Origin of the sequence: Asaia platycodi JCM 25414, assembly GCF_000614545.1 — a bacterium.
Taxonomy (GTDB): Bacteria; Pseudomonadota; Alphaproteobacteria; order Acetobacterales; family Acetobacteraceae; genus Asaia; species Asaia platycodi.
In genome coordinates this window covers 30,084-54,792 of sequence record NZ_BAKW01000015.1, presented here as the reverse complement: position 1 = coordinate 54,792, position 24,709 = coordinate 30,084, and the positions used below count along the sequence as shown (strand labels likewise).

Genomic DNA, 24,709 nt, shown 5'->3' with positions numbered 1-24,709 from the left:
GCTCCATCATGCCATTTTCGAGGCAATCCTGCGCATGCCAGCAGATAGCGATGACGCGTCTCACCGCTCTGAATAATACCCAGCGCCCTGCCCAAGACATGAGAAGGTCTTCGAGTCACATTGCTAATAGGCCTATACGATCTGCTTACGGTCTGGCTCACTTTGGGTCTGCAAGATATCGGTTTCAGGAAACAGGTATGGCGCGGGGGGGATCTTACGGATCAGGAATGGGTATTGATCGTCCCGATTTTACCACCCGAACGCCGGTATTAGGTTCGACCGGTCTGAGATAATCCCCAGTTTCTCAATGGTATGCTGCATGCTACGCGAACTGGCTGCCCGTGGCGGGATATGCATGAGCGCTACGGTAAGTAGAACGCAGCCTGTGTCCGGTTCCGGCATTGGACTGAACAAGACGCCACGCTGCCAACACTGGCAGAGCAGGGGCTGAAACGATGACCGGCAGCACATGATCGCCGGCACCGTGATCAAAGCCCAGTCATAGGCTACAGGCGCAAGCATGGGGCTGGCTCGGAGGATTTTGGTAGATCACGCGGCGGCTTGACGGGCGAAGTCCACACGTGATGTGAAAATCAGGGACGTTCTTTCGGCTTTGCCTTCACAGGAGGCCAGGTTCCAGACCACAAAGCTAAAGACCTCTTGATGTCGTTGCCCCTTCCGGTGCCAGAGCCGCGCTGGCTGCTCGAGCTTCTGTCAACGCCACCTCGAGTCAGTTCATATATTCATCAATGATTGCCACAAGTCTACGCAAATATTGAGAACAAAACCCTGCCCAGACTGCATCCATGGAACCGTATACAGCCAGTTCGCAACAGATGACGGAAGGCTTAATTATTCGAACCGTGCCCAGCGCTTTGGAGCAGACATTGTCTTATAATCACCCAAAACCATAATCAATCTGGCAAAATAGGCCGACAGAATTTGTTTCCAAGCAATCCGCAGCGTCAATCTGATCGGTGACCGGGAGTCAGGCCGTAACGAAATTCCGCCGTCCGATGCTTCACCAGGCAGTAAATTAAAAAATCTTTCGGGTGATTAAAGTCGAGTATGCTTAGCGCGCCACTCGCCAAATCTTCTGATAACCCTCATACAATATTTCGGCATTAACTGCGGACATAAACTTGTCCACAATCAGCCTTTACCTCCAGGGCCAAGAGGAGACACATTGAAATCATCTATACACAGTATCGTGCCAGGGCCGATGAGGTTTTTGGCTGCCATTACCTCCATCGCGTGATGGATAGCGCTAGGCATGGGGTCGGCCAGATCGAGATCGAACGAGTCAAGATAGATGAGAGAAGCCGTCTGCTTTGTCCGCGCACCTATTGCAGCGAGGGCAGCGACTGAGTCATTCAATATTGTGCTCGTAACGCTGCTGCATGCCCGCCTGGCGCTGTCTATACTCATCGGGTTTATATCAATGGTTGTAACACTACCGTTCTTCGCGCGAGCATACCAGTCGAATTGAAATGTACTCTGACCATCTCCCTCCCAATTTTCAGGAATTCGCAGACACCCTGTCTCAATGATGAAGGGGTTACTGCAGTGATCCAGTGCGTCGAAGATCACTGAAAACCCGTCTGCTCTTTTTCCAAGGAGAGGTTTGATATATCTCTCAAAAGCAACGCTGAATTGATATTTTTCGGCATCCCTTGGGAGGCCGACATAGTCAAAATCAGCTTGTCGCCCAAGCAATATCGCGGGCTTGGGTCCTTGCCAATTTCAACATAGTCTCGACGTCGGAGCCCGTCGAGATCTCTCGAACAATATCATCCAGCGCCTCTGGATTTTCTCTTAGGCGTTTGGCTATTCCGACTGCTCGCCCCCCCGACAACCTGTCGAGTAGCGGCTCAATGACGTCAAATTCTGACTTCTTCTTTTCTCTTTTTACATTAGTATTTTTTTTTATATCCGTATTCTTTTCCGTCATAGTTCCCACATCTTTCCTCAACGAACTGGAGAAAACTTGGCTAATTCTCATATTCTCAGAAGCAATTTTTCCCGTGTCGATCCCATGCTAAAAGCCCAGAGTGACAGAGGCACTCCAGAGGCAAAAGAGTTACCTTAAGCAAGCTTATGTTATCCCCGAAAATCCAGATCGTTCCAGCGGCCACATATGCGGAAAAGGCATTGAATATGACCACGGCATCCGCAGTAGGCGTACAACCCAGGATAAAAACCCCCAAAATTTGTCGACTTTATTACAATAATTGAGTACTATAGAAAAAAGATAAACTACATTACAATCAGAATATCAAATAATATTTCCACTTTTAATAAAAACCAGAAACATAAATAGATGAGCGAGCCGCATTTATCAGCGGAGACACCACGTTCGGAGTCTGGCAGACCTTCGAAGTGGTCGTCGCGACGACGTGAGTGCTAAACCTCGAAGTAAACTCGCTTCTCTGATTCTTTGCGAATTCGGAGAGCATGCGCAACGCGAGACCGACAAGTTCATAGTGCTGCCATAATGACTCATGACGTATTTTCACGATTTTATGGCGGAGAGGGTGGGATTCGAACCCACGGTACGCTTACACGCACGGCGGTTTTCAAGACCGCTGCCTTCAACCACTCGGCCACCTCTCCCGCAACGCTCGAGGGAGCACCCCTGCGGCAAGAGCCGCTTCTTTGCCCTGTTTCAGAGAGCGTTGCAAGAGGGGACATTTCCGCGAGCATCCTCACAAAGGCTCCATTCCACTTCACCCCAGAAGATGAAATTTGTAAATCAGTCCCCAGAGTGTCGCTATGAGAAGTACGCCCACGGCGAGACACGGCAGAATGATCGATAACAGGAAGCTGCTCACGGTCTGAGACGGCTCTGCAATACCGGCCTGCCTCTCTAGTTCAGAAGCCTTATCATCAGCATTGAACCAGGCATCATCTTCTTTTGTCATGTGTGCCGTACCCCTGCTGCGACATTGACTCGAAATAAACAGGTTTTAGCCGCCAGAACCAGACACCTTATTCTGGCCAGCCTGATTCAACGCAATCTGCCCCGCTGCGACGATCTCGGTCAGCGGCCAGCGAGGCCGTGGTGCTGCCGGGATACCATCTTCCATCGCCTGAGCAGCATCCTGATAAGACCGAACTGTCTCGATTGCTGCCCACCCCACCATCACCGCATTATCGGTGCATAGACGCAAAGGCGGGGCCTCGAAGGGAATACCTGCCTGAGTGGAGACTTCCTCCAACGCCTTGCGGATCGTTTCATTCGCGGCAACACCCCCGGCAACGACAAGGCTTCTGGCATCGGGAAGCAGCGCCAGAGCATGACGCGCCCGATCAGCCATCACATCGCAAACACATTGCTGAAAACTGGCTGCAATATCGGCGGCGAAAACGCGGGGAAGCGCCGCCATACCGTAAGAAGCGATCTGTCGCGCCACTGCCGTCTTGAGCCCGGAGAATGAAAAGTCGCAGCCCTCGCGCCCCATCAGAGGTCGAGGCAGGGCGACAGCGTCAGCGCGCCCCTCCCTCGCCAGCTTTTCGAGCGCAGGCCCGCCCGGCCATCCAAGACCAAGCATCTTGGCGACCTTGTCAAAAGCCTCACCCGCCGCATCGTCGATCGTACCGCCGAGCTTCTCATATATGCCGACGCCGTGCACAGCGACGCACTGGCAATGTCCACCCGAGACGAGAAGTAAAAGATACGGAAATTTAATCTCATCACCTGCCACGCCAGGCAGGCGGGCGGTCAGCGCATGGGCCTCGATATGATTGACGGCAACAAACGGCCGATCTTTGGCGATAGCGAGCCCTTTTGCGTAATTGCTCCCCACGATCAGGCCGCCAATCAGCCCTGGCCCGGTACACGCGGCAAAGGCCCCGATCTCGTCGAGAGTCAGGCCTGATTTATCCAATGTTTCCGCCACGATTCCGGGAAGAAGAGCCAGATGAGCCCGCGCGGCTATTTCAGGCACCACCCCCCCGAGTGCTGCATGACCTGACTGGGTGTGAACCGTCTCGGCCAAAATAGCCCCGTCCGGGCTCAGGATGGCGCAAGCCGTCTCGTCGCAACTCGTTTCGATCGCGAGAATGGGAGAGGTTAAGGAAAAAATTGCCATATCTCCTGATAACGCGATGGAACGCATGAGGCGAGCCGTCTCTTTTCACGGATCACGCGGTGGAGTAGCAAGATCAGCCATGAAACAGATGACGATGCCCGAAGCGCTCATGTCCCAGAGCCTGCAATTACAACAGGTCGCTGCCGAAGCCATGCGCCGTCAGGCCTCGCCTCATCCGCCCACCTCACGTCACTCCCTGCCACTACGCGTCGGCACGCGCGGATCGCCACTGGCTTTGGTCCAGACGCGCGCCTTTCTGACGCGTCTGACACGCTTCTGCCCGCTTCTGCGCGACATGGGCGCGTTTCAGGAGCACCCGATCAACACGACGGGCGATCAGGTGCAGTCTCGTCTGCTCGCTGAGATCGGGGGCAAGGGGTTGTTCGCAAAGGAGATCCATGAGGCGCTTCTGGCACGGCAGATCGATTTTGCCGTTCACAGCCTCAAGGATCTTGAAACCACCCTTCCCGCCGGTCTGACGCTTGCCTGCACACTCAAACGCGAAGATGCGCGTGACGTGCTGATCCTGAGCCCGGCCCTGCGTGAGAAGGCGAAAGCACTCGTGGCCGAAGGTCATTCGCCGCTCGACGCCCTGCCCTTCGGAGCCCGTATCGGCTGCGCCTCGGTCAGACGTCAGGCCCAGCTGCTCCATCGCCGCCCTGACCTGCGCTTTGGCCTGCTGCGTGGGAATGTGCAGACCCGTCTCGACAAGCTGGCAGGCGGTGCCTGCGACGCGACCCTGCTTGCTCTGGCCGGTCTGCGCCGGCTGGGCATGGAAGACCGGGCCGATCTTGTTCTCGAGGCCGATTTCATGATTCCTGCCGCTGGTCAGGGCATTGTCGGCGTAACCGTGCGTGAGGAAGATCGCGAATTGCTCGATCTGCTTTCCGCTATAGAGGACCCTGAGGCCCGCGCTGTCGCCACGGCAGAACGTGCCTTGCTGGAAGTACTCGATGGCTCATGCCGAACGCCTATCGGCGGCTATGCGCGCCTGCGCAAGAAGGCACAACCGGGCGGCCGGGGGCATTTCGGCGATCGCGAGCTTGTCCTGACCGGGCTCGTCGCACGAGAAAACGGCTCGTTCCATCTACAGCGCGAAATCTGTGGTGAACCGACCGAGGCGCTGCGCCTGGGGCGTGAGCTCGGCCTCTCCCTGCGCGCCGATTCCCCTGACGATATCTTTCAGGACCATGGCTGACCTCTTACGCCGCACGGTTCTGGTCACGCGCCCCGAGCCGGGGCTGAGCGATACCGGACTCGCCCTGGAACGTCTCGGTTGGGAGCCCTGTCTCGCTCCGATGCTCCGGGTTCACTCCCTGCCAATGAAGCCGACAGGAGTGGTAGACCGCGTCATCGTGACGAGTGGCCAGAGTCTTGAGGCGCTGCGCGCCGCCCTGCCCCCGGCGACTCCGATTACCGCTGTCGGCGCCCGCACGGCCGAACGCGCCAGAACGCTCGGTTTCACCATGGTGGATTACGCCAACGGCACGGCGCAGTCTCTCGTAGGTCATCTCGGCAGAGCCGACAGGCGCAACAGAGTGCTGCTCGCCACCGGTCAAAAACTTGGTGGCGACCTCGCGGCGCAGCTCAGGATGAATGGCTGGCATGTTACACGCCGCGTCGTGTATCGCGCTGAAGCGACGGGAACTCTCGCGCCGACCGCACGCAGCCTGATCGAACAGGAGCGCGTCGCCGCCATCCTCTTCTATTCCGCTGCCACGGCGCGCGCTTTTCTCGACGCTTTCGGCGAGAAGCGTGGCCTGTTAGGTTCGGTTCGCGCGCTGGCGCTCTCTCCCTCTATCGGCAAGACGCTCGGCGCAGCCCCTTTTGGCGAGATCGCCATCGCTCCCCGCCCTGAACAACAAGCCCTTCTCGCTCTTCTCGGCCCTCTTCCGACAAGCGACACAGACACAGCACGGAGGCAGATCGCGCCTTGAACTACCGCCACGCCTATCACGCGGGCAATTTTGCCGACATGATGAAGCACGGGTTACTACTCGTGATCCTGCGCCACCTTCTGCGCAAACCAGCTGGGTTCTGCGTGCTCGATACGCATTCCGGCTGCGGTGTCTACGACCTCGATTCCGCCGAGGCCCAGAAAACCGGCGAATGGCGCGAAGGGATCGGACGGTTCGAGACATTACCGGAAGGTCCGGAAGAGCTGGTGGATTACCTGACAAGCATTCAGACGCTCGGTGCGCCTGCCTGCTATCCCGGGTCACCAAGCCTCATCGCCTCGGTGCTGCGCGCCCAGGACCGGCTGATCTGCTGCGAACTGCATCCTGAGGATGCTGCGACGCTCAGGCGTAATTTCCGCCATCAGAGTCAGGTCGCGGTGCATGAACGCGACGGGTACGGCGCGCTCAGGGCCTTTCTGCCGCCGCGCGACCTCAAGCGTGGCCTTGTCCTGATCGACCCGCCTTTCGAACAGGGTGATGAATTCGCCAGACTGGCCGAGGCCATCCAGACCAGTCGCAAGCTCTTCCCGATGGGCATTATCGCGGCATGGTACCCCATCAAGCATCGGGCGCCGGTCCGGCAGTTTCACGACGCGCTGCGCGATGCCGGGCTGCGCGACCTGCTGGATTGCAGCCTGCTGTTGCGCACGCCCACCGATCCGACGCGTCTTAATGGCTGTGGGCTTCTGGTGGCTTCCCCCCCTTATCGCTTCGAAGAACAGGCGAGAGCCCTCCTCGATGCTCTCATGCCGGTGCTCGCACCGAGTGGCGAAGGCAGCGTCGAAATCAGACGGATCGTGGAGGAATAATGTCGCTCAAAGCTCCCCATATCGCCGTTATCGGAGCCGGGGCCTGGGGCATCGCCCTTGCCTGCGCAGCGTCCAGAGCCGGGGCACGCGTGTCGCTCTGGTCGCGTTCGCCAGTTGCCGCTGGGTGCCGCACCCTGCCTCGCCTTCCCGCCGTGACACTGCCCGACGCGGTCGATATCGTCTCGACGCTTCCTGAGCAGGTCGATCTCACGCTTGTGGTGGTGCCTATGCAGACCCTGCGAGAGATCGCACCGAAACTGCCTGGCAACTCGCCGCTCATTGCCTGCTGCAAGGGGTTGGAACTCGGAACGGGCGCCCTGCCGCTGGACATCCTCGCCGAAACGCAGCCGGGACGCCTATGCGCCGTTCTTTCAGGGCCAAATTTCGCTATCGAGGTCGCCAATGGAGCACCGGCTGCGGCAACAATCGCCGCAGCGTCGCTCGACGATGCCCATCGTTATGTTTCGATGCTTTCCTCCTCTCACTTCAGGCTCTATGCGAGCGACGATCCGACCGGCGTGCAGATTGCCGGCGCTGCAAAGAATGTCGTGGCCATCGGAGCTGGCATCGCAATCGGGGCCGGGCTGGGCGAAAATGCCCGCGCCGCACTCATCACCCGCGCCATCGTCGAAATCGGGCGCCTCGCTGCCGCCTTGGGTGGGCGCGCCGCCACGATTGCCGGACTCAGCGGTCTGGGCGATCTCATCCTGACCTGCACTGGTGCGGGCTCGCGCAATTACAGCCTCGGGCTCGAACTCGGTCAGGGCGCGAGCCTTGCCGATATCCTGAGAACACGCAGTACCGTCGCCGAAGGCGTTGCGACCGCACCAGCCTCGCCGCCACTGCCAGAAAGCTCGGAATTTCCATGCCGATCGTCGAGACCGTCTCCGCCTTTCTGGACGGCGCCATAGACCTCGGTCGGGCAAGGCGATTGCTCCTCGAACGGCCGATCACGGTCGAATAACAAGAAGCCGAAAAGGACAAGATCATGTGGATGCGCAATGAGGCCATGCGCCGTTTCGTAAGCCGGAACCGTTTCGTGCGATTCCTCACCTTCGGGGTGCATAGCGCCATGCAGATGCGTCTTCTGAGCGGGCACAAGCATCCGGTGACCTTGCGACGTCTTAGCAAGGCACGCGCGGGCACAGACTCCCTGCTCAGCAGCGACGAGGCGTTCGTACTGCATGAGCTGGCTCAGGCCCAATCTGTCTATGAGGGCGATCTGGCCGAATTCGGCGTCTATCGCGGCGCGTCGGCGGAACTGCTCTGCATGGTCAAAGCACATCGCACGCTGAATCTCTTCGACACGTTTGAAGGCCTGCCTGACCCTAAGGGCAAGGAGGGCAAGGTTTTCGTCAAAGGCGAATTCTGCGGCACGCTTGAGAGCGTCAAACGCAAGCTGTCCGGTTATGAAAATGTCGCTTTCCATCCGGGCTTTTTTCCGGATTCAGCCGCCGGTCTGAGGAATGAGCGATACAGCTTCGTCCATCTCGACGTCGATCTCTATGAGGCGACTTTGGCAGGGCTCGCCTATTTCTATCCACGCATGATTCCTGGCGGCATTATCCTGACCCATGACTATTCGATCATCGACGGTGTGTCTCAGGCCTTCGCGGAATTTCTGGCAGACAAACCGGAGCATGTCATCGAACTCCCGACCACACAGGCGATGATCATACGAAGCGCACAGGCGGCCTCCTGACCGCATTGCCTTCATCCGCCTGCGTATGCCGTAGCAGGCGCCCCCGCACGACGCGGACAATGCCATCTCATCCGAGCCAGCGCCTCAGCAGACGCGGCCAGAAAAAGGGGGCGCGACCGTCATGCCCGAAATAGGCCAGACGGGCCTCGTGGAGGTGAATACGGCCGAAGACTTCGACCCGTATCAGAAGCAGCATGATAACGGCCCCTGCAAAGGGGCCGCATAGATACACCCAGAAATCCTGCCAGGCGCCGGAGAACAGGGCCGGACCGACGCTGCGGGCGAGATTGGTGCTGTCACCTGAAAGCCAGGCCTCGAAAGGGTTGAGCACGAAAAATACCGGCCCTGTGACCCAGGCGGCAAAGGGGCGTAGCAGCGGGCGGGCGCCGCAGGTCAGCACCACAGCGACCAGAATGGCGGTGGTGCTGATCTCACCCACAAAAGCCCACCAGGCTGGCACGAGAGGCGACGGCATGGTGGCTGCAAAATGATCGGCGAGACACCATCTCCCCCAATGGGGCCAGATCAGACCACTTGCGGCAACGATCCCGGCACCGAAAACAGCACCTGAAAGCTGCGCGAACATATAGAAGAGCGTATCGGTCACCGAGAGCCGGTTACCGAGGCAAAAGGCGAGACTGATCGAGGGGCTCATATGCGCGCCGCTCACGCGCCCGAAAGGTGAGAGCGCCGCCAGCGTTGCGCTCAAACCAAAAGCAAGGCCTTCAAGCGCCGTCAGAAGATTGGGCCACTGCACCAACGCTCTTGCGATCGGGCTGAGAGGGGACCCGATGGCGACATCGGTGCAGATGCCACCGATCAGCAGCAGGGCGGTTGCCCAGAATTCGCAGACATAGAGCCTCGGGTGAAGGGCATGTCCCGGCGCCGGACGGCCTGAAAGCGGCCTGTCCTCGGGGTGAGGATAGAGGTCATGCGGCGCCTGTTCAGCTACCGAGCGTTCACCCATGACCCTGCCCCACTCCTGTCCGATACCATATATCGCGCCGGTAACCCGTTCGATCGGCGCTCGCAGTAACTGAACAAGCAGGCGTCAGGCTGCAACAAACAGCCCCGTGATGGCCGCGCTCATGAGGTTGGATAACGTGCCTGCAATCACGCAACGCGACGCGATTGTGGCGATCTCAGCGCGACGGTCGGGCGCGACACTGCCGAACCCGCCGATCAGGATGCCAACGCTTGAGAAATTGGAAAAGCCGCAGAGTGCGACAGAAACGATCGCCAGATCGTGCCCGGAAAGCGTGTGGGCATGGATGAGCGGCGAGAGACCCACGTAGGCGACGAATTCATTGAACGCGATCTTCTGTCCCAGAAAGCCGCCGATCAAAAACGATTCCGACCATGGGATACCGATCAGCCAGGCCAGCGGCGCCATTAGTGTACCGAGAACGGTAGAGAGACTGAGCCCCGGGAGATGCACCACGCACCCAACCCATGAAGCATGCCATCGAGCAGCGCCGTGATTCCCACAAACGCAACCAGCACGGCGCCGACCGCGAAAGCGACACGGGCCCCGCTCATGGCGCCCTCTGCAAGCGCATCGAAAACGCCACTTGTTTCCAGCTCAGCCTTGGGCATGGGGTCATGCCCGGCATGAGAGTCTTCAGGCGTCGGCCAGAGCAATTTGGAAAAAAGCAGACCGCCCGGAATGGCCATGAATGATGCTGCCAGCAGGTAATGCATTGGCACACCGAGCCCTGCATAACCGGCCAGAACCGAGCCCGAGACCGAGGCCGTGCCCGAGCTCATGATGGTGAACAGCTCCGATCGTTGCAACTTGCTCAGATAGGGGCGCAGAACGACTGGCATCTCGCTCTGACCGAGAAAGACGGTCATGACGGCAGAAAAGGATTCTAGCGCGGTCGTGCCAAGCAAATGACGCAGCCCCTGCCCCACGGCACGCGCCAGGGCCTGCATCACCCCCCAATGATAGAGCAGGGCGATGATGGCTGAGACATAAACAATGGCGGGCAGCACCTGAAACGCGAAGACAAAGCTCTCCTGACCGAAAAGCGTCTCCATTTTCGGGCTGACCAATCCGCCGAACAGAAAATGCGTGCCGACCTGGCCATAGGCCAGAACTTCCCCCACCCCTTCTGCGAGTATACCGAAAACCCGGCGTCCCCAAGGGACGAAAAGCGCCAGCGCGCCGATCGCGCATTGCAGCGCCAGCGCTATCGCCACCTGGCGGTAATTGATGGCTTTGCGGTTACTAGACAGCAAAACACCCAGCGCCACGAGCACCGCAATACCGATCAAACCGCGCAGCGACATCAACGCGCCTTCACTCTCTGACTTTTTCGTCGCAGGCACTTCTTCCTGCACAGAAATGTCTTTTTTTAACAACGCGCTGGGAGGTCATCTCCCTCGCGAGAGAGACGTACCGCCGGCGAAACGGAAAGACGCACTCTGTCGAGATGCTTGCGTAGTGTCTAGTGGAAAGCCACATTGAAAAAACGGCTCACGACACGATGCGACGGATTATTATGACCAGCAGCTTCTACGATCTAGACATACCGGCCCTTTGTGGCGAACCGATCTCAATGGCCGAGTTCAAGGGCAAGGTGGTCCTGATCGCCAATACGGCGTCCAAATGCGGCTTTACGCCACAATACGAAGGACTTCAGCATCTCTGGAGCCATTATGGTAAGAACGGCTTAGTCGTACTCGGCGTGCCGAGCAACGATTTCGGGCAGCAGGAGCCAGGCACGGCGAGCGAGATCCAGACCAGTTGCTCGCGCAATTATGGGGTGAGCTTCCCTATGGCCGCCAAATCCCATGTGAAGGGCAAGGAGGCTGTTCCCCTTTTCCGCTGGCTCGCGGCGCAGGGGGGCATGCTCTCCCTGCCGCGCTGGAATTTCTACAAATACGTCGTTTCGCGCGAGGGCAAACTTGTAAACTGGTTCACCCCCCTCACCTCCCCCGACTCAGGCCGGATGAAGGCCTCTGTCAAGCGCGCTATGATGGATCGTTAATTACTTTGTGTCTGATCTGATCAGCCTGACGCTCTAGCGCGAGCTTAAGGCCGAAAGCCACGAAAATACCGCCTGTCGCGCGATCGAGCGTCTTGACGATAACCGGACGCGACAGGAAGGCACCGAGAGGCGCTGTCATAACAATGAGCAGGGAGAACCAGCTAAGCGTCAGCAGCACCTGGATGCCCGCGAGCAGCAGGGAGAACGTCACCACATTCGCTTCGTGCGGGATGAATTGCGGCAGGAACGTTATGAAGAAAATGCCTACCTTGGGGTTCAGCAGATTGGTCAGCAGCCCCTGACGGAAGCATTGGGCGCCCGACAGGCGATTGACCCGTGTGCCTGCTTCGACCGCATGACCCACATGACGGGGCCGCAGCAGAAGGCGCAGTCCGATCCAGAACAGATAAAGCGCGCCGACCCATTTGACGATCAGAAAGCCGATCGTCGACGCCGCAAGCAGAGCGGTGAGGCCGAAAGCCGCACCCAGCCCCCAGACGAATAGCCCGAGTGTGATACCGAGCGCGGCGCAAAACCCGGTACGCACACCCGATACGGTGCTCGTGCGCAGGACGAAGGCCGTATCGAGCCCCGGCACCAGAGTGAAGACACCCGCCGCGAGGATGAAACTCGTCAGTGAGAGAATGATTGCTCATAGCCGTGTGCCTCGATAGTTCTTTTGCAAGGAGCTTACCGTGCGCTTTCGACCGAACGAAACACGACCCGCGCCCGCATTTACAGGCACGAAGACGCGCGCGCCCGACGCGGCAAGCGCCCTGACATAAGGCTTTCTGCCAGAGACCCGCTTGGATCGCAATTTCCGTGAAGAGGCCAGACCGGGTGCGCATCATGAGGGGGGTGGCCTCGATGAGCATGCCCGAAAGCACAGTTACACCCGGATTATTCGGTAAAACCCCACCGTGCAGCCCGGACACAAGAAAGAGAGACGCAAATCCGCCATAATCTGCCTTGTTTTATAACTGCCTGACGACGCGCGGTTTTCCGAGCTGCGGACTCGTCTTCCCAATATGCGACAAGCTTTCGCTCGCCCATGGCACATTACCCCGCATGCGTCTAAACAGGCGCGTTCCTGATGTTTGTTTTTCGACTGGAAGCCCGGAATGCTCCGTAACCTGATCACCGTTGGTGGTTGGACCATGCTGTCACGTGTCCTCGGCCTGGTGCGCGACCAGCTTCTTGCAGCGTTTCTCGGTGCCGGTCCGGTTCAGGACGCCTATCAGATTGCGTTCCGCCTGCCGAACATGTTTCGCCGTCTCTTCGGTGAGGGTGCCTTCAACGCCGCGTTCGTCCCGCTTTTCACCGAGCGCCTGACGACCAGGGGCGAAGAGGATGCCACGCGGTTCGCCTCTCAGGCGCTGGGCTGCCTGAGCGCCTGGCTGCTCGGCGTGACGATACTGGGCGAAGTTTTCATGCCCTGGATCATCGAGCTGATCGCACCGGGTTTCGATCACGGCGGCGGGCGTTTCGAGCTGGCGGTTCGCCTGACGCGCATTACCTTTCCCTATCTCATTCTGATCTGCACGGCGGCTCTCGTCGCCGGGGTGCTGAACGGCTTGCATCGATTCTCGATGGCTGCAGGCGCTTACGTCTCATTTAATATCGTCGGCATCGCCGCCATTCTGCTCGGTGCGCTCGTCTTTAAGGACACAGCAACCTGGACAGCGATAGGCATCACTGTTTCCGGTTTCGTCCAGCTTGGATTGCTTCTCTGGTCGGTCAGGCGGGCGGGCATGCATCTTTCCCTGCCCAAGCCGCGCCTGACACCCGAGATGCGCGATATGCTGCGTCGTCTATGGCCCGGTCTTCTCGGCTCGGGCGCGACACAGCTCAATCTGACCGTCGATACGCTCATCTCGACGCTTCTGCCGGCGGGTTCGATCTCGTGGCTCTATTTTGCCGATCGCGTCAATCAGCTGCCCCTCGGCGTTCTGGGTGCCGCCGCAGGGACGACGCTGCTGCCGGTTCTGACGCGTCATGCCGCTGCGCGTGACACTGCGGGTGGCCAGCAAACGCTCAACCGCGCCATCGACTACGCGGCAATCCTCACTTTTCCAGCCTGTTTCGGCCTTCTGGCGCTTGCCCCGGAAATCATGGCGACACTTTTCGGCTACGGCAAATTCACCACAGAAGATGCGCTGTTCTCGTCGCAGTCGCTACGCGCCTACGCGCTTGGCCTGCCTGCCTTCATCATGATCAAGGTGCTGTCTCCCGGGTTTTTCGCCCATGGAGACACCAAGACCCCGGTCAGGATTGGGTTCATCACCATTGCCCTCAATCTCGCGCTCAACCTGATGCTCTATCGCCCACTCGCCCATGTCGGGCCACCGCTGGCCAGCACGATTGCCGCTCTCGTCAATCTCGGCTTTCTGGCTGTCATCCTGCATCGACGCGATGTGTTCAGCCCCGATCGAGCCTTATGCAGCGCCTGCTTCGCATAGTGGCAGCGTCGTTGCTGATGGCCGTCGTGACCCTCACACTCACGCGCCTCATCGCACCGGGTCTCGTGATGTGGCACGGGGTGATCAGGGCCGCCATGCTCGGTCTGCTGATGGGACTTGCCGGCGTCATTTATGTAGCGGCGCTCTGGGCGTTGGGTGTTGCCCATCCCGAACGCCTGCTGCGCCGCCTGCTCCGGCGTAAGCACGCCTCGCAACCATGACGCCGCGTTCATAAGCGCCAATTTCCTGACCGACGCGTCAAGCGTTGCGAAATTATCATGGCTCGAGCGGCATTGCCGCCCGTATCGTGACAGGGTGTTCACAGGCGGGCGCGGGGCCGCTAGAATTCCGTTCATGTGGCGAGCTTCCCCCTCATGACGACCCCGGAGATTACCGGCATCATTCCATCTGCCGAGGGCGCAACCCCGGCGATGGCGCAGTGGTTCGCGCTCAAGGCGCAGGAACCCGATGCCCTTCTGTTTTTCCGTATGGGCGATTTCTACGAGCTGTTCTTTGCCGATGCCGAGACTGCTGCCATGGCGCTCGATATCAGCCTCACCACGCGCGGCAAGCATAACGAGACCCCTATTCCGATGTGCGGCGTGCCGGTGGCCGCTGCTCCGGCCTACCTGGCAAGACTGATCCGTCGCGGCTTTCGCGTTGCCGTGGCCGAACAGACCGAGCAGGCCCGAAAACCGGGAGAGGCGCCACAGAAAGGCCCACTCGCACGCGCCATCGTGCGTCTGGTGACCCCGGGCACATTGACCGAAGAAGAACTTCTCGAAGCAGGCCGTCAGAACCTGCTTCTTGCTCTGGCAACCCCCACAAAAAAAATGCGCGGGTCGACACCTTGCGGTGCGGCCTGGATCGATATTTCGACCGGCTCGTTCGAGACGGCGTCGTTTTCCCATGAGCAGATCGAGGAATTACTCGCGCGGCTCGATCCGTCAGAAATCCTTGCCGATCCTGCGCTCGTGCCAGATCCATTCTCCGCTCGTGTGGCGCCCAGCATCACCCTACCCGGGCTGGAAACAGCCCGCTCTCGCATGGCACAGGCTTTCGATGTCGCGCAGATCAGCATTCTGGGGGATTTTACCGACGAGGAAATCCGCGCCGGGGCGCTTATTCTCGACTATGTCAGGCGCAGCCAAGCCGGTGCGATGCCGCGCATCGCACGCCCTTTGCGTCAGGACGATTCGGAAACACTCGGCCTCGATCCGGCGACACGTGCCAGTCTCGATCTGATCCAGGCGCGCGACGGCACGACCACCCATACGCTTTTCGCCTCGGTCGATCGCTGCGTAAGTGCGGCTGGCCAGCGGCTTCTGGCGCAATGGATTGCGGCCCCTTCGACCGATCTCGCGCTCATTCAGGGGCGTCAGGCCGCGTGGGGGTGGATTACACAGCAGCCAGGGCTGATCGAAACCCTCACACCACTTCTCAAGAAAGCCCCGGATCTTGCCCGCGCCCTCGGTCGCCTCTCGACCGGTCGCGGCCTGCCGCGCGATCTGGCGTCGACGCGCGATCTGCTTCAGGCAGCCGATGCCCTGGTAGCCGTTCTGGAGCCGATCTGCACCGATTCCACACCGTCCCTGATCCGCTCGCTCTTTGCCGGTCTTTACGGCAGGGCCGATGCGCTGCTGAACACGCTGGAAAAGGCACTCGCCGAAAGCCTGCCTGCCCGCATCGAGGATGGCGGCACCATCGCAACCGGCTTCGATGCCGATCTCGACCGCTATCGTGGTCTGCGCGACGACAGCAAGCGCACGCTTGCTGCGATGCAGCAGCGCTATGCCGAGCAGTTCAATGTCGCAACGCTCAAGATCAAGCATCACGCGCAGCTCGGCTACATCATCGAAACCTCTGCACTGCACGGGACGAAACTGCGCGACCGGCCCGAACTCTCCTTTCGTCAGGGCACGGCCAATTTGGTACGTTTCACGACAGACGAACTGCTCGAACTCGATCGCGCTATTCTCGAAGCCGCCGACCGGGCAGCGGCGACCGAAAGGCGTCTGTTCGCGGCCCTCGTTACCGAGACCATCTCGCATCCCGCCCTGCCCGAACTGGCCACGCTCTTCGCCATGGCCGACGTGCTGACCGGCTGTGCAAAACTGGCACAGGGCGGTGCCTGGTGTAGCCCACAGATAACGCAGGACCAGGAATTCGAACTCAAATCCTGCCGGCATCCCGTCGTGGAGGCGGCTCTCGGTCGCGCGACACGTTTCATTCCCAATGATTGTCATCTTCCCCCGTCACAGCGGGTCATGCTGCTGACGGGCCCGAACATGGCAGGTAAATCGACCTTTCTGCGCCAGACGGCACTGGCGGTTATTCTGGCTCAGGCAGGACTACCCGTTCCGGCCGAAAAAGCCCGAATCGGTATCGTGGACCGATTGTTTTCCCGCGTGGGCGCCGCCGATGATCTCGCTCGTGGCCGCTCGACCTTCATGGTCGAAATGACCGAAACAGCTGCCATTCTGCGCCAGGCCGGACCGCGCTCTCTCGTTGTGGTCGATGAAATCGGCCGTGGCACCTCCACACTTGATGGGCTCGCCATTGCCTGGGCCACGCTCGAGGCATTGCACTCCCAGCTCGGGTCGCGAACAATCTTTGCGACCCATTTTCATGAACTCTGCAGCCTGTCTGATTCGATGCCGCGCCTGACGCCCTACACGATGGCCGTGCGCGAATGGCAGGGTGATGTCGTTTTCCAGCACGAGGTCCGCAAGGGCTCGGCCAGGAAGAGCTGGGGCGTGCATGTCGCCCAGCTTGCCGGTGTGCCCATGCAGGTCGTACAGCGTGCGACGCGTCTGCTTGCAGCGCTCGAACGCGATCAGGGCCGCAGCGTGCCGCAACTGCCTCTGTTCAAAACCGCCGCGCCCGAATGTGACGAGCCTGACAAGCTGCGCGAGGCACTCGAAGCGATCGACCCTGACTCACTCTCGCCCAAGGCAGCGCTCGAAGCACTTTATACGCTGCGTAAACTTGCGCTTGAAACAAAGAACGATTTGACCTGATGATGGTCATTCCCGGTTTTCTGCAACGCCCCCATAGTTACGGATCTTAATGCGCGACCCGATCTCCCTCCAAGAAACCGACATGCAGGCCGCCCTTGCCAAAGCCCTCGACCGGGCACGTCAGGCAGATGGCACTGTTTCGCGCGAGGATGCCGTCAGTCTTTTCCGCCGCCATATCGGGCGTCACCAGGGCGAGATCCGTCGTCTGTTCGAGGGGCGCCAGCTCAAGGGCATCGCGGCAGCCTCGACGCTGGCGCAGTTGATGGACGGCGCCATAGCGAGCCTGTTCTCTCTGGCACGCATCATGACCGGGGCGCCGGAAGCAGGGCTGTGTCTTTGCGCCACCGGAGGATTCGGGGCAGGGCTGCTGGCCCCATACAGTGATATCGATCTCCTGTTTCTGACCAGCGAGAGCCCGGCTCCGGAGACCACCGCGCAGGTGGAATACATGCTCTATTTCCTGTGGGATCTGGGCGTGAGGGTGGGCCATGCCACAAGGTCGATCGACGACTGTCTGGAAGCTTCGCGAGAAGACCTGACCATTCGCACCACGCTGCTCGATGCGCGACGTATCGTGGGCGATAACACGCTCTTTGGCGATTTCGGCATCCGGTTCAGCAAACGGGAGGAAGGGGCTCTCTCGTTCATCCATGACAAGATCGATGAGCGTGAGAAACGTCACAAACGTTTCGGCGACAATCCTTATATGGTCGAGCCGAATATCAAGGAAGGGCGCGGCGGCCTGCGCGACCTCCAGACCCTGAACTGGATGACCAGGGTTCTGCAAGACAATGACGGCCTCAATCCGGCCTCGACACTCAAACCCCACGAACCTGCCTTTACCACGCTCGGTCTCCTGACCGAACAGGAAGCCAACCGCGCCAGACGCGCCTGGAACTTCCTCTGGACCATCAGGCTCCATCTTCATTACATCGCTGGTCGCGCCGATGAGCGCCTCGCCTTTGACGTGCAACCCGTCATCGGCGGTCGCATGGGCTATGCGGGACATGGGCGCCAGCAGGGCGTCGAACGCTTCATGCGCCATTATTTCCTCACCACGCGTGAGGTGATGCGCCTGAGCCGCATCCTCGAGCCCAGCATCATGCAGCGCCTGCAGGGCCCCATTCGCGAAGCCGCCTATCGTGGCCCCGGTCTGAGCACCGACGATGCGCGTCACTTTCGCCTGATCAACGAGCAGATTGCCCCCGCCGATACGGCGTGCTTCGACAGCGAGCCGCGCCTGATGGTGAAGATGCTCGATGTCGCTTTTCGCGAAAATCTGGTGCTGCACCCGACAGCCATCCAGCAACTCATTCGCAACGAGCGCCGCATCGCCTCGCTGCGCGATGACCCGCTCACTATGCAGGTCTTTCTCGCCCTGCTGATGCAGCCCACGGAAATGAACCGCGAGCATGCGCGCCCGAGTGGGGCGGATTGGCTGACCATTCTCAACGATGCCGGTTTCCTGGGCGCGCTGTTGCCAGACTGGTCACGCATCGTCGGCCAGATGCAGTTCGACACCTATCATATCTATACGGTCGACGAGCACAATATCGAGGCTGTGCGAATGCTGGGCTGGATCGAGGCCGGCGCGATGGCCGATGAGATCCCGCTCGTCTATGAACTGGCACGCGACATGCAATCGCGCCGCGCCATGTATGTCGCGACACTGCTTCATGACATCGCCAAGGGGCGCGGGGGCGATCACTCTGTTTTGGGTGCCGAAGTCGCCCAGCAGGTCTGCCCGCAACTCGGTCTGGATGCCGAAGAAACCGAGACGGTTTCCTGGCTTATCCTGCATCACCTTCTGCTCAGCCAGACGGCCTTCCGCCGTGATATCGACGATCCTCGCACCATTCTCGACCTTGCCGATATCATCCAGTCGCCGGAGCGCCTGCGCCTGCTCCTGCTGCTGACCATTGCCGATATGCGGGCAGTCAGCCCCAATGTCTGGAATGCCTGGAAAGCAACGCTGCTGCGTGAACTCTATTCCCGCGTGGCCGAAGTGCTCGAAGGCGGCCTTGCGGCAACCGAACGCGACGAGCGCGTCAGCCACGCCAAGGAGCTGGTGCGCGACGGTCTCGTGCAGCAAGGTGTTGCAGACGAACAGGCCGATCATTTTCTGTCGCTCGGCTATGCGGGGTACTGGCTCGGCTTCGACGCCGACACCCATATCCGCCACGCGCGCCTGGTGCTGGATTCCGAAGTGCATTCGGCCCCGCTGACGATCGAGGCCACGCCCATCCCTCAGCGCGACGTGACAGAGATCACGATTTTCAGCGCCGATCATTCCGGACTTTTCTCCCAGATCGCCGGCGGGCTCGCCGTCGCTGGCGCTTCCATTGTGGATGCGCGCATCCACACGCTCAGCGACGGCATGGCTCTCGACACGTTCTGGGTGCAGGACGGTAATGGCCGCGCTTTCGAGACGCCGTTGCAGCTTGCCCGCCTCAACAGTCTGATCGAGCAAGCTCTCTTGAGCCGCCTCGCCATCGGCGAAGAACTGGACCGCCTGTCAGATCAGCGCACGGCGCGGCGCATGCGTGCCATTCACGTGCCATCGCGAGTTGTCATCGATAATCGCGCCTCCGAGCGGCACACAATCATTGAGATCAACGGGCGCGATCGTCCTGGTCTGCTTTATGACATTACCCGCACCATCAGCGAGCAGTCATTGCAGATCTCTTCAGCGCATATCACCACCTATGGCATGCGCGCCGTCGACGTCTTTTATGTGCGCGATCTGGTTGGGCTGAAGGTAACATCAGAGAGCCGCATGGCCGAAATCCGTACCGCACTCATTGCCACGCTGAGCGGGGGCGACACCAACCACCCGTCAAAGCCCGTCGCAGCCTGATCTTGCGTGCAACGCCTCTGCGACGCGGGCGATAACAGGGGGCCATGCCTGAGCCGGAGGTAAGAGCCCCTCTGGCCTGAAGACACGCATTGTTCGATACCAGTCAGGCCCCTGCCAGCGCCAGTCGCCGCCCTCACGGTCGAGCAACCACAGCGGCACGCCCATCGCGCCTGCCAGATGGGCCAGCATCGTGTCGACACCTATCACGATCTCACAGCGTGACATGGCGCGCGCCGTGTCGATGAGTGTTGCCCCCACCCCCTGCGCCATCCCCTCAGGGGCATCGCCTTGCTGAAAATTGACAAAATCCAGACCTGGCACAGTCAGGAGCGGCGCAAGACAATCGTGCGTGAGAGACCGCCTTGCATCGAAGCGATAGCTCGCGCTGCCCGCGCGGAAAATTCCGATCCGTCCGGGCTCCCGGACGCCGCCAAAATCGAGATAAGACGCAGGATCGATCCGCGTCACGCCCAGAAGCGCGGGCAGGCTGAGCAGTGAGCAACCGAGCTGAGCCTCGCCCTCGAGCCGCACCCTTTGCGATTGCAGCAACGGCGTCATTGAAGGCATGAAATCAAGCAGCGGCCTGATCTGTTCGGGCAGCGCGAGCACTAGCGGGGCACGCCGTGCGGCCTCCGGTACGAAACGCAGAAACTGGATCATGTCGCCCAGCCCCTGCTCCGCCTCGACCCGCACGCGCAGTTCCGTAACCTCGCCCTGCCAGGGTGTCGCGAAGGGCTTCAGGCCCAGCACCTCTCGGCGCGATTCGAAATGCTTGAAACCTTCGGCAAAATTACCTGAAGCAAGATCGATCATGGAAAGATTGAAGCGCGCCTGCGCCGCCAGCGCGCCACCACACTGCATCGCGCTGAGAAACACGGTTTTTGCCTCTTCCTGTCTGCCGCTCTCGGCCAGAAGCGTCGCCCGGTTGACCGCTATAACGTGATCGTCCGGCGCATGCGCGACCGCTTGGGCAAAAGCCGTGTCGGCCTCGGCAAAAAGACCCAGTGCCTGACATACCAATCCAAGATTATTGAGTGTCTGCGCGCTCGGGCTGGCCAGAGCCGCGGCCCGTTCGAGAGCATCATGAGCGGCCCCCATATCTCCCTTTTCGAAATGGGCAGCACCGAGATTGGCGTAAGCCATCGCGTCACGAGGACAGAGCGCTGCAAGAACTTCGAAGGTTTCGACCGCGGCAGCGAAGCGGCGCTCTGTCATCAGAAACGTGCCATGACGCATCAGAAGCGGCACCGGCTCTGCTGCGAGTGACAGGGCTTCGGCAAAGACAGAGGCTGCCTCCTTCTCCAGATCGCTTCGGTAAAGCAGTTCGGAGAGAAACGCCTTGGCCCTGAACTCGCGGGGTTCGAGCAGCAGCACGACGCGACAGGCTGCTATCGCCTCACGCAGATGCCCGGCTTCATCGAGAGCTGCCGCAAGCGTCAGATGAAACTGGGCCTTTTCGCGATCATCTGCGGCAAGGGTGAGTGCCTGCGCCACGGAAGCAATGGCGAGGCGTGGTTGATCCGTATGGCGGGCGACGCAAGCCAGACCGTGCCAGGCCGCCCCGCAATGGGGCGCCTCAGCCAGCACGGCCCTGAAGAGAGCCTCCGCCCTCACGGAGTCGCCTCCTGCGAGATAGGCCAGAGCGGTATCGATGCGCGAGGTGTAGACGGTCATCTGCCAATCATGACGGCTCGCGGAGCAGCTATCAACCGAGCGGGATCTCGCCCGTATTCAAAGAACCAGACCAAAGCGGGGGCCGATCCATGTGACGATCAGGTAGAGTGCAATTGTCAGCAGACAGCCCAGCCCCAATGCGGGCCAGAAGCCAACGCCAAGGCGCAGCAATGCCGGAATGAGCAGAAACATCGGTAGTGAAGGCAGCACATACCAGAACGTCGCCCCGGCATGATTGGCCATGTTTTCCGCGTCAGGCTTTTCAGCCCAGAGCCAGATCATGCCCATAACCGATACCAGCGGCAGCGACGCAATCAACGCGCCGAAACCCGGATACCGACGCGCCAATGTAGAGGCGACTGCGATCATCACCCCCGAGACGGCCGATTTGAAAACAAGGGCGAGCATGGCGGACCTCGCATGAGGGAGAAGAGAGGAAACGGCCCCGCCCCCCACGCAAGGATCGGCAAAGCGTTCAAAAACAGCACCGGGAAGTGCGGTCAATCTTGCACGGGGTCCGAATGGGCTTACAAGGAGGCATGGTCGCTTTTTTTCCCAAGCTGCGTTGGTCCGCCTGCAGCATGATGGCGCTTGCAGTCGCCATGACATTGCGCCCTGCCCCCGCGCAGGCTGCCCATGAACGCCCATGGCTTGCCGACACCGACGCGGCACGGATCGCTCGGACCATAAATCTGCCGGGCAAGGCTTTCTGGCGTCAGGCACTGCCGTTGGCCGATAGCAGCGTGATACTCTTGCGCGAGCCCGGCGCGGACGACAACGCCCCGTTTCTGGCTCGACTGGCACCTGACGCCAGCACGACCACGCCGCTCGTACCGGTCTGGAGCGATACAGCCGACAAGACGCGCGGTTCAGCCGGTTTCGCGCCCTCCGCCCTTGCCTGCGATGAAAATGGCGCCCTTTGGATGATCGATCGGGCCACATCCGGGTTCCCGCCTCGCCTGATCCACCTCGACCCGGTTTCGGGCAAGGTTCTCTCAGAGCAGAACCTGCCCCCCGAGGGCATTACGAAAACCACCGCTTTCACCGCTCTCGCCGTTCATGCCCAGACAGCCTATCTGGCCGATGAGGGCGGGGTAGCGCTCACCATGATCGATATGGCGCGCCATCAGGCCACACGCTTCTTCGCAGGCTACCCGACGTCACGCGGTCATCTACCGCTCTCGATCGACCATCACGCGGTCATGGGTGCTGATGGCCATCCTCTTACACGCGATATCGCCTATCTTGCGCTCGAAACCAACGGCAAGTGGCTTTACGAGCAGGCTCCGACCGGTCCGATCTATCGCCTCTCTACCGACCTGCTGACCGACCCCTCGGTCACCCCTTCGGAACAGATGGAAGGCGTGACGCAATGGCGCGGCACACCGACCGTGGGCGGTATGACGCTGGATGACAAAGCGACGCTCTATCTGACAGATATCGATAATGGCAGGCTTCTGAGCTTCGACACGGCGCGTCACCCCCATATCCTGCTGGTTGCTCCCCAACTCGTTCAGGCAGGCAGTCCGGGCTGGGCAAGATCTGCCGGTCACAATGACAGGTCCGGGCAGATCTGGGTGCCGGCAGGTCATACGCTTCTGCGTATCGACCTGCCCTGAGCTGCGCCCATGACACCCCTCGCCTTTCCCGCCCTATCGCGTCATTCTTCCCATTCGTGTTTCTGAACCATGAAGGCTAACATGCTGTACCGTTCCACTCGCGGCGATGCGCGCCCGCGCTCCTTCTCGGACATTCTGCTGGCCGGTCTGGCGGAAGATGGTGGGCTGTACATGCCTGAAACCTGGCCGCGCTTCACCCCCGATGAATGGCGCGCCATGCGCAGCCTCTCCTACCCCGATCTGGCTGCGAAAATCCTGTCGGTCTTCGCAGCAGGCAGCATCGATCTGCCAACTGCAACGGCTTTGCGCCAAGGCCTATGCAGGGTTTTCCCACGCAGCCATCGCGCCGCTGGTCGAGGTCGAAAATGGACTGTTCTCGATGGAACTGTTCCACGGCCCAACGCTCGCCTTCAAGGACATGGCGATGCAGTTGCTGGGCCAGCTCTTCGAGCATGTGCTGACCGAACGCAACCAGCGCGTCACCATTGTCGGCGCGACCTCGGGCGATACGGGCTCTGCGGCAATCGAGGCCTTCCGTGGCAGCCCGCATCTTTCGGTGGCGATCCTGCATCCGATGGGACGCACTTCAGACGTGCAGCGTCGCCAGATGACGACGGTCAAGGATGACAACATCCTGAACATCGCCGTCGAAGGCACGTTCGACGATTGTCAGGACATGGTGAAGGCGATGTTCGCCGATACGCCCTTCCGCGATGAAATCGGACTTTCGGCGGTCAATTCCATCAACTGGGCCCGCATCGCAGCGCAGATCCCCTATTACGTGCGCGCCGCCCTGATGATGGGCGCACCCGACCGCGAAATTTCCTTTGCCGTGCCGACAGGCAATTTCGGCAATGTGCTTGCCGCTTGGGCCGCCAGCCAGATGGGCCTTCCGGTGCGTCGCCTGTGCATCGGCTCGAACCGCAACGATATCCTTACGCGCTTTCTGACCAGCAATGACATGTCGATGCGCGCCGTAGAGCCCAGCCTGTCACCGTCGATGGATATTCAGGTTTCGTCGAATTTCGAGCGTCTGCTTTTCGAAATGCTCGACCGTGACCCGCAAGCCTGTCGCGATACGATGCTCGGCTTCCGCCAGACAGGGCGCATGAGCGTCGCTCCGGCGGTCTGGACACGCGCCAATGACTGCTTTGGCGCCCTGATGCTCGATGATGAGGCGACGCTGGCCGAAATGAAGTCGCTCCATGACAATTCTGGCTATCTTGCCGACCCGCATACAGCCATCGGCCTCGCTGCGGGGCGCAAGGCTCAGGAGCCGGGCATTCCAATGATCGTCGCTGCCACAGCGCACCCGGCCAAATTCCCCGATGCCGTGCGCAAGGCGACCAGCATCGACCCTGCATTGCCGCCCCATCTGGCCGATCTGTTCTCGCGCGAAGAGCGCTACGAGACGCTCGCCAATGAGCTGAACATCATTGAAGACGCCGTGCGCCGCCACATCAAGCTCATACGCGCACCGCCTGAACCCGACCAAATCGTGGGAGGGGGCTAGGATTCTCCCCCTCG

General features: G+C 60.2%; 16 protein-coding genes, 1 tRNA gene and 4 pseudogenes. 11 read left to right on the top strand and 10 right to left on the bottom strand.

The genetic code is table 11. The features are described from left to right. Positions 1 to 1,152 precede the first annotated feature (1,152 nt). The 5 genes from JCM25414_RS23055 to tsaD all read right to left on the bottom strand — a co-directional run bounded on the left by JCM25414_RS23055 (position 1,153) and on the right by tsaD (position 4,091). Positions 1,153 to 1,716, bottom strand: a complete 564-nt coding sequence (locus JCM25414_RS23055) for a hypothetical protein (protein ID WP_148301070.1) — start codon at positions 1,714 to 1,716, stop codon at positions 1,153 to 1,155. Then, positions 1,697 to 1,951: a hypothetical protein gene (locus tag JCM25414_RS23050; RefSeq protein WP_148301069.1), complete on the bottom strand. Its 255-nt coding sequence runs from the start codon at positions 1,949 to 1,951 to the stop codon at positions 1,697 to 1,699. The genes JCM25414_RS23055 and JCM25414_RS23050 overlap by 20 nt, the downstream gene beginning before the upstream one ends. 572 nt (positions 1,952 to 2,523) lie before the next feature. Then, positions 2,524 to 2,613: transfer RNA gene (locus JCM25414_RS11435), tRNA-Ser, on the bottom strand. A gap of 113 nt (positions 2,614 to 2,726) precedes the next feature. Beyond that, positions 2,727 to 2,921, bottom strand: coding sequence for a hypothetical protein (locus tag JCM25414_RS23885; protein ID WP_025841730.1), 195 nt, complete (start codon positions 2,919 to 2,921; stop codon positions 2,727 to 2,729). A 45-nt stretch (positions 2,922 to 2,966) separates the two neighbouring features. Continuing rightward, a complete protein-coding gene (tsaD, locus tag JCM25414_RS11425) occupies positions 2,967 to 4,091 on the bottom strand; it encodes a tRNA (adenosine(37)-N6)-threonylcarbamoyltransferase complex transferase subunit TsaD (protein WP_025841729.1) in 1,125 nt (374 codons plus the stop codon). A gap of 79 nt (positions 4,092 to 4,170) precedes the next feature. Here tsaD and hemC point away from each other — a divergent pair, with 79 nt between their 5' ends. The 5 genes and pseudogenes from hemC (at position 4,171) to JCM25414_RS11400 (ending at position 8,560) form a co-directional block, all read left to right on the top strand. Next, the gene (gene hemC, locus JCM25414_RS11420) at positions 4,171 to 5,289 is read left to right on the top strand and encodes a hydroxymethylbilane synthase (protein WP_408734890.1); all 1,119 of its coding nucleotides are present in this window, start codon (positions 4,171 to 4,173) and stop codon (positions 5,287 to 5,289) included. After that, a complete protein-coding gene (locus tag JCM25414_RS11415) occupies positions 5,282 to 6,028 on the top strand; it encodes a uroporphyrinogen-III synthase (protein WP_025841727.1) in 747 nt (248 codons plus the stop codon). Before hemC ends, JCM25414_RS11415 begins: the two co-directional genes overlap by 8 nt. After that, a complete protein-coding gene (locus JCM25414_RS11410) occupies positions 6,025 to 6,858 on the top strand; it encodes a 23S rRNA (adenine(2030)-N(6))-methyltransferase RlmJ (RefSeq protein ID WP_025841726.1) in 834 nt (277 codons plus the stop codon). Before JCM25414_RS11415 ends, JCM25414_RS11410 begins: the two co-directional genes overlap by 4 nt. After that, positions 6,858 to 7,822 (top strand): annotated as a pseudogene (locus JCM25414_RS19620) (NAD(P)H-dependent glycerol-3-phosphate dehydrogenase). Before JCM25414_RS11410 ends, JCM25414_RS19620 begins: the two are co-directional and overlap by 1 nt. Positions 7,823 to 7,846: 24 nt before the next feature. Then, entirely contained in the window at positions 7,847 to 8,560 is a 714-nt protein-coding gene (locus tag JCM25414_RS11400; RefSeq protein WP_025841725.1) for a TylF/MycF/NovP-related O-methyltransferase, read from the top strand. A 67-nt stretch (positions 8,561 to 8,627) separates the two neighbouring features. Here JCM25414_RS11400 and JCM25414_RS11395 read toward each other — a convergent pair whose 3' ends face one another. Together JCM25414_RS11395 and JCM25414_RS19615 are read right to left on the bottom strand one after the other, a co-directional pair. Further along, positions 8,628 to 9,527, bottom strand: a complete 900-nt coding sequence (locus tag JCM25414_RS11395) for an MIP/aquaporin family protein (protein ID WP_025841724.1) — start codon at positions 9,525 to 9,527, stop codon at positions 8,628 to 8,630. Positions 9,528 to 9,611: 84 nt separating this feature from the next. Further along, positions 9,612 to 10,852 (bottom strand): annotated as a pseudogene (locus tag JCM25414_RS19615) (NupC/NupG family nucleoside CNT transporter). A 212-nt stretch (positions 10,853 to 11,064) separates the two neighbouring features. Here JCM25414_RS19615 and JCM25414_RS11385 point away from each other — a divergent pair. Then, positions 11,065 to 11,553, top strand: a complete 489-nt coding sequence (locus tag JCM25414_RS11385; RefSeq protein WP_025841723.1) for a glutathione peroxidase — start codon at positions 11,065 to 11,067, stop codon at positions 11,551 to 11,553. Here JCM25414_RS11385 and JCM25414_RS11380 read toward each other — a convergent pair. Beyond that, positions 11,537 to 12,151, bottom strand: coding sequence for a LysE family translocator (locus JCM25414_RS11380; RefSeq protein ID WP_025841722.1), 615 nt, complete (start codon positions 12,149 to 12,151; stop codon positions 11,537 to 11,539). The two genes, JCM25414_RS11385 and JCM25414_RS11380, sit on opposite strands and share 17 nt — an antisense overlap. A 523-nt stretch (positions 12,152 to 12,674) precedes the next feature. Between JCM25414_RS11380 and murJ the strand changes: the two are divergent. The 3 genes and pseudogenes from murJ (at position 12,675) to JCM25414_RS11365 (ending at position 19,889) form a co-directional block, all read left to right on the top strand. Then, positions 12,675 to 14,233, top strand: a pseudogene (gene murJ, locus JCM25414_RS19610) (murein biosynthesis integral membrane protein MurJ). A gap of 153 nt (positions 14,234 to 14,386) precedes the next feature. After that, positions 14,387 to 17,032 carry a DNA mismatch repair protein MutS gene (gene mutS, locus JCM25414_RS11370; RefSeq protein ID WP_025841721.1) on the top strand — a complete coding sequence of 882 codons (2,646 nt, stop codon included), beginning with the start codon at positions 14,387 to 14,389 and terminating at the stop codon, positions 17,030 to 17,032. A 49-nt stretch (positions 17,033 to 17,081) separates the two neighbouring features. Further along, a complete protein-coding gene (locus tag JCM25414_RS11365) occupies positions 17,082 to 19,889 on the top strand; it encodes a [protein-PII] uridylyltransferase (RefSeq protein WP_148301067.1) in 2,808 nt (935 codons plus the stop codon). On the opposite strand, the gene JCM25414_RS11360 is transcribed toward JCM25414_RS11365, so the two are convergent. Beyond that, complete coding sequence (locus JCM25414_RS11360; RefSeq protein WP_025841719.1) at positions 19,869 to 21,563, bottom strand: tetratricopeptide repeat protein; 1,695 nt, start codon at positions 21,561 to 21,563, stop codon at positions 19,869 to 19,871. The genes JCM25414_RS11365 and JCM25414_RS11360 overlap by 21 nt on opposite strands. A gap of 57 nt (positions 21,564 to 21,620) precedes the next feature. After that, complete coding sequence (locus JCM25414_RS11355) at positions 21,621 to 21,971, bottom strand: DUF3147 family protein (RefSeq protein ID WP_025841718.1); 351 nt, start codon at positions 21,969 to 21,971, stop codon at positions 21,621 to 21,623. A gap of 173 nt (positions 21,972 to 22,144) precedes the next feature. Here JCM25414_RS11355 and JCM25414_RS21865 point away from each other — a divergent pair, with 173 nt between their 5' ends. Together JCM25414_RS21865 and thrC are read left to right on the top strand one after the other, a co-directional pair. Beyond that, positions 22,145 to 23,182, top strand: coding sequence for an L-dopachrome tautomerase-related protein (locus JCM25414_RS21865; protein ID WP_206777959.1), 1,038 nt, complete (start codon positions 22,145 to 22,147; stop codon positions 23,180 to 23,182). 81 nt (positions 23,183 to 23,263) lie between these two features. Then, positions 23,264 to 24,695 (top strand): annotated as a pseudogene (gene thrC / locus JCM25414_RS19600) (threonine synthase). Positions 24,696 to 24,709 lie beyond the last annotated feature (14 nt).

Coding starts and splice junctions, on each gene's coding strand:
- JCM25414_RS23050 (WP_148301069.1), bottom strand. CDS start 1,951: ATGACGGAAAAGAATACGGATATAAAAAAAAATACTAATGTAAAAAGA.
- JCM25414_RS23885 (WP_025841730.1), bottom strand. CDS start 2,921: ATGACAAAAGAAGATGATGCCTGGTTCAATGCTGATGATAAGGCTTCT.
- tsaD (WP_025841729.1), bottom strand. CDS start 4,091: ATGGCAATTTTTTCCTTAACCTCTCCCATTCTCGCGATCGAAACGAGT.
- hemC (WP_408734890.1), top strand. CDS start 4,171: ATGAAACAGATGACGATGCCCGAAGCGCTCATGTCCCAGAGCCTGCAA.
- JCM25414_RS11415 (WP_025841727.1), top strand. CDS start 5,282: ATGGCTGACCTCTTACGCCGCACGGTTCTGGTCACGCGCCCCGAGCCG.
- JCM25414_RS11400 (WP_025841725.1), top strand. CDS start 7,847: ATGTGGATGCGCAATGAGGCCATGCGCCGTTTCGTAAGCCGGAACCGT.
- JCM25414_RS11395 (WP_025841724.1), bottom strand. CDS start 9,527: ATGGGTGAACGCTCGGTAGCTGAACAGGCGCCGCATGACCTCTATCCT.
- JCM25414_RS11385 (WP_025841723.1), top strand. CDS start 11,065: ATGACCAGCAGCTTCTACGATCTAGACATACCGGCCCTTTGTGGCGAA.
- mutS (WP_025841721.1), top strand. CDS start 14,387: ATGACGACCCCGGAGATTACCGGCATCATTCCATCTGCCGAGGGCGCA.
- JCM25414_RS11365 (WP_148301067.1), top strand. CDS start 17,082: ATGCGCGACCCGATCTCCCTCCAAGAAACCGACATGCAGGCCGCCCTT.
- JCM25414_RS11360 (WP_025841719.1), bottom strand. CDS start 21,563: ATGACCGTCTACACCTCGCGCATCGATACCGCTCTGGCCTATCTCGCA.
- JCM25414_RS11355 (WP_025841718.1), bottom strand. CDS start 21,971: ATGCTCGCCCTTGTTTTCAAATCGGCCGTCTCGGGGGTGATGATCGCA.
- JCM25414_RS21865 (WP_206777959.1), top strand. CDS start 22,145: ATGATGGCGCTTGCAGTCGCCATGACATTGCGCCCTGCCCCCGCGCAG.